A 5,655-nucleotide genomic window follows, 5' to 3' on the forward strand; every position below is an offset into this window, starting at 1 on the left:
CTGGGCCGCTGGTGGTGCTGCCGACAACCGTGTTGCGTTCCTTGAAACTCTGCGCGCTGCCAAAGCCAAGGGCGCAACCGTTGAGTTCAACAAGATGGAAGGTATCAACATCAACTACGATGGCGCCAAAGATCGCAGCGTACCATTCATGTACGTTGCCATGGCTGAAGTACGCGGTGCAATGGCCGACACTACCGGTGACATTCAGGTTAAAGAAAACCGTTGCGGCGCTGTTTACCGTTTCGGCTTCGACATGAACTACAACGTGGATCGTATGCAACCTGTGGTCGTGGGCGGCGCTTACAACGGCAGCAGCACTACCGACAAGTGTGACGTGAACGGCATAGCTCAACCCGACAACATCGAAGTATTGGATGATGGCCGCGTGTTGATTGGAGAAGACACCAGCAACCACGTGAACAACATGCTGTGGGTCTATAACCCTAAAGGTATGTAATAACCGAAAAAAGTGTTTCGGGATAAAAATACGTCATCAAGCTGTAACGCATTCAGCTCATCATAAAAAGCGTTAGAGCAAGGAAGACAACAGGCAAGGAGGTTATCGCATGCATCAGAAGGGGCTTAGGCCCCTTTTTTTTACACTCAAATGTAACCGGTTACTGTAGTATGCGCCCGCTCAGGCACAGCGCCTGGATACAGCTCATTCGAATAATCAGGAACCCCATGAAACGACTCCTTTTTAGCCTCGCGCTCGCGGTGCTCCCTGCTACCGCACCTGCACAGCCCGCATCACACCTACCATCAGCAGAAGCCCTATTGCAGATGGCTGGTGAGTTTGAGCAGGAACTCACCGGCAATATCCTGCCCTATTGGATTAAACAGGCACCCAATCCCGAGACCGGCGGTTTTTACGGGCAGGTCAGCGCCGATGGAGAACCGGACCCGGGCGCCGAGCGTGGCGCCCTGCTCTCCAGCCGAATTTTATGGAGTTACTCAGCAGCGTATCGGAATTATCGGGATGAGGCCTATCGCAAGCTGGCTGATCGCGCATTTAAAGATCTGGAAGCCACTTTTTGGGATAACAAAAACGGCGGCCTTTACTGGTCAGTAGCGGGCGATGGTAAACCAGCGCAAACCCATAAACAGATTTACGGGCAGGTCTTTGGTATCTACGGCTACAGCGAATACTTCCGTGCGACTGGTAACCGGCAGGCACTGGAACGCGCTAAAACCCTGTATCGACTAATCGAACAATACGCGTTGGATAGGAAGCATGGCGGCTATCTGGAGGTAGTGGGTGAAGATTGGCGACCACTCGCCAAACCCGTAAATAGCCTCGGTGTGACAACCGCCAAATCGCAAAATACCCATCTACATGTGATGGAGGCTTACACCAATCTATTGCGCGTTTGGCCGGATGGGCAGCTGAAAAAGCAGCAGAAGACGCTGGTTAACATCATGCTCGGCAAAATCCTCAACCGCACAACTAACCATCTCGCCCTCTTTATGGATGCCGATTGGCAGGTGCAAGGCGATGGCATTTCCTACGGCCACGATATTGAAGCCGCTTGGCTATTAGTCGAGGCCGCTGAAGTATTGGGTGATACCGACCTGATCAACCGCACCCGCGCGCTGGCAGTAAAGATTGCCGATACCACTCTAGCTGAAGGAGTGGATACCGACGGAGCCCTGTATAACGAAGCTTCGGCTCACAAAGGTTTGACTAATGCCGGCAAGGATTGGTGGGCGCAAGCAGAAGCTCTGGTCGGCTTTATCAACGCCTATGAAATTACCGGCGATACCAAATACCTGAGTGCAACTACACGCACATGGGGTTTTATCAAGGTGCATCTGGTGAACAATACAACCGGTGAGTGGCACTGGGGGACAAACAAATCCGGCCAGGTGATAGTCCAACCCACCCTGAGTATGTGGAAATGCCCTTACCACAATAGTCGCGCCATGATGGAAAGTTCACACCGTTTACACCGCCTGGCGGCGCTTGCCAAACGCTAATACAGAGACCAACACCAGCAATTTCAAGCCGCCCTTGCAGCACAAGGGCGGCGCTCAAAAACCACGCCTTTTGTGTCGCCTAAACACAAACAGCTGTTAAAAACCGCAAACACAATATGTAGTCATATCACACCCCTACATACATGCAAAAAAAGTCTAAGCTGCACGACAAAGTGTCATTTTGGGTATGAGTCACGGCAACACTGGATTTCCCGTAGTTCTACAGGGATTTCGCTACTTGCCCCCAGTTTTTACCGGCTCCACCCACACCTTATCCACAGGTTTTCAAGCTTGCATAAAACCCCTAACCGCATTATCTTGTAGCCCATTCGCGATTTACCCCTAGATATAGGTATTGCCGGTGCCAAACACCACAATATCGCTTATCGCTCATGGAGCAAATCGTCAAGCAGATTTTTGACCCAATTGAACGTTAATCACAGTCATTGCGTAAAAACTAGCTGTCATTAGCGGCCGACCTGTCGTTTCAACACACCGGGAAGGCATCAGTAGTATGGGCACAGCCGGTTGATTACCAACCACTATATCTAGTGGTATGCCAATCAACAGAAAACGGTGTTCTGAACCCTGATTTTAATAATGCAACCGCCATCGATACGGCAGACAAGCGGGTCAGCAAGATCGCAAACGCTAGTCAGCACTGTCTTTATATCGACAATGCTTTTTGTAAGAACAAACAGAATCAACTTCAATCGGGAATGACCTCACGCGGGAGACGTCTATGCACACTGACATTGAACAAACCACCGGCACAACCAACATCCAACACGACATCCACGGCGGCTCGTCGAGCCTTACCGCAACAGCGCCGGGGCAATTGCGTGTGATCAAGCGCAACGGGACGGTGGTTCCTTTCGATGCCAGCAAAATCGCCATCGCCATGACCAAGGCATTCTTGGCCGTAGAAGGCGGCACTGCCGCTGCCTCTACCCGTGTACACGAAGTGGTGAGCAGCCTCACCCAACAAATCACCGCTACCTTTAAACGCCGCATGCCTTCGGGCGGCACTATTCATATTGAAGAGATCCAGGATCAGGTTGAACTTATCCTGATGCGCTCTGGCGAACAAAAAATCGCCCGCGATTACGTGCTCTACCGCGAAGAGCACGCCCGCCTGCGCGCCCAAAAACAACCGGCATCACAAGAGCCAGATCCGGATTACCCCGCATTGAACGTCGTATTGGCCGATGGCACCCGCGCCCTGCTCGACATTGGCCGTATGCGCACCATCGTGCGTGAAGCCTGTGCCGGTTTGGCCGGTGTGGAAGAGAAAGCCATCCTCGATGAAGCCATGCGCAACCTCTATGACGGCGTGGCTGAAAAAGACGTGAACACCTCACTGGTGATCACTGCCCGCACCCTGGTAGAGAAAGAACCTAACTATTCTTTCGTCACTGCCCGTCTGTTGATGGACAAACTGCGCGCTGAAGCCCTGAGCTTCTTTGGCGTGGCCACCTCTGCTACCCAGGCCGAGATGGAAACCTATTACGCGCAAACTCTGCCTCTCTACATCAAAAAAGGTGTTGAGCTGGAGCTGGTATCCCCTGAATTATTGAATTTCGATTTGGAAAAACTGGGCAAAGCCCTGATCGCCGAGCGCGATCTGCAGTTCACCTACCTCGGCCTGCAAACCCTGTACGACCGCTACTTCATCCACAGCAATGACACCCGCATCGAACTGCCGCAAATATTCTTTATGCGTGTGGCGATGGGCTTGGCGATTCAAGAAGACAACCGTGAAGACCGCGCGATTGAGTTCTATCGCCTGCTGTCTTCATTCGACTACATGAGCTCTACCCCAACCCTGTTCAACTCAGGCACCTTGCGTCCGCAGTTGTCCTCTTGCTACCTGACTACCGTACCCGATGATCTCCACGGTATTTACGGAGCCATGCAAGACAACGCCATGCTGAGCAAATTCGCTGGCGGTTTGGGTAATGACTGGACGCCCGTACGCGCACTCGGCGCGTACATCAAAGGCACCAACGGTAAATCACAAGGTGTAGTTCCCTTCCTGAAAGTGGCCAACGATACCGCTGTAGCAGTAAACCAAGGCGGCAAGCGCAAAGGTGCTGTGTGTGCGTATTTGGAAACCTGGCATATGGATGTCGAGGAATTCCTTGAGCTGCGCAAAAACACCGGTGATGACCGTCGCCGTACCCACGACATGAACACCGCCAACTGGGTGCCCGATGCATTCATGAAGCGCGTGTTTGATGATAAAGAGTGGACCCTCTTCTCTCCGAACGATGTACCTGATCTGCACGATTTGTACGGTAAAGCTTTTGAAGAGCGCTACGCGTTTTATGAAGCCCAAGCCGCTGCGGGCAAAATCAAAGTTTTCAAAACCGTGCGTGCATTGGATCTGTGGAGAAAAATGCTGGGCATGCTGTTTGAAACCGGCCACCCATGGATCACCTTTAAAGACCCATGCAACCTGCGCAGCCCGCAGCAGCATGTGGGTGTAGTGCACTCATCCAACCTGTGTACTGAAATCACTTTGAACACCAAGGCAAACGATGAAATCGCGGTATGTAACCTCGGCTCCATCAACCTTGCGCAACACATTGTGGATGGCAAGCTCGATCAAGCAAAACTGGAGCGCACCGTTAAGACTGCGATCCGCATGCTCGATAACGTGATCGACATTAACTACTACGCCGTTGCGACCTCCAAAGCGTCCAACCTGCGTCACCGTCCTATCGGCCTCGGCATCATGGGCTTCCAGGATGCGCTTTATGAACAACGTATCGCCTACAGCTCACAACAAGCCGTAGATTTCGCCGATACCTCCATGGAAGCCGTAAGCTACTACGCGATCAAAGCGTCCAGCGAATTGGCAGCCGAGCGCGGCAAGTACTCAACCTTTGACGGTTCACTCTGGAGCAAAGGCATTCTGCCGATTGACTCGATTGAACTGCTCGCGCAAAACCGTGGCGAGAATTACATCAAAGTTGACCGTGGCCAAACTTTCGATTGGGCGACTTTGCGCGCACAAGTAAAAGCACAGGGTATGCGCAACTCCAACGTGATGGCGATTGCACCAACCGCAACTATTTCTAACATCACCGGCGTAACCCAGTCGATTGAACCGACTTACCAAAACCTCTACGTGAAATCCAACCTCTCTGGCGAATTCACCGTAGTTAACCCGCACTTGGTACACGACCTCAAAGCCCGTGGCCTGTGGGATGCGGTAATGGTTAACGATTTGAAATACTACGAAGGCTCACTGCAAAAGATCGACCGCATTCCAGCCGACCTGAAAGCCATCTACGCCACCGCGTTTGAAGTAGAACCCAAGTGGATCGTAGAAGCCGCCAGCCGTCGCCAGAAGTGGATCGACCAGGCACAGAGCTTGAACCTCTACATCGCGGGCGCTAACGGTAAAAAATTAGACATTACTTACCGCATGGCATGGTTCTCCGGCTTAAAGACTACGTATTACCTGCGTGCCTTGGCTGCAACTACCACTGAAAAATCCACCATTAACACCGGTGCATTGAACGCAGTCTCTGCCGGTGGCGCGAGCGGTTTGTCTGCTGCACCTGCTGCTGCAAAACCTGCCGTATCAGAAGTAGAAGCCGCGAGTTTCGCCGAAGCAGCGCCAGTGCCTTTGGCCTGTTCGATAGACAATCCGGATTGCGAAGCCTGCCA

Annotated in this window: 3 protein-coding genes; all 3 read left to right on the forward strand. The window is 52.3% G+C overall.

What is annotated here, in order from left to right; translation table 11 throughout:
- On the forward strand, nucleotides 1-457 hold a 457-nt coding region (locus ACWA6V_RS14170; RefSeq protein WP_449523103.1), incomplete at its 5' end, for an alkaline phosphatase PhoX.
- A 227-nt stretch (nucleotides 458-684) separates the two neighbouring features.
- Entirely contained in the window at nucleotides 685-1,977 is a 1,293-nt protein-coding gene (locus ACWA6V_RS14175; protein ID WP_449523104.1) for an AGE family epimerase/isomerase, read from the forward strand.
- Between the two features lie 742 nt (nucleotides 1,978-2,719).
- A partial coding sequence (locus ACWA6V_RS14180) for a ribonucleoside-diphosphate reductase subunit alpha (protein WP_449523105.1) occupies nucleotides 2,720-5,655 on the forward strand: 2,936 nt, incomplete at its 3' end.

Source organism: Cellvibrio sp. (genome assembly GCF_053579595.1).

Coding starts and splice junctions, on each gene's coding strand:
- ACWA6V_RS14175 (WP_449523104.1), top strand. CDS start 685: ATGAAACGACTCCTTTTTAGCCTCGCGCTCGCGGTGCTCCCTGCTACC.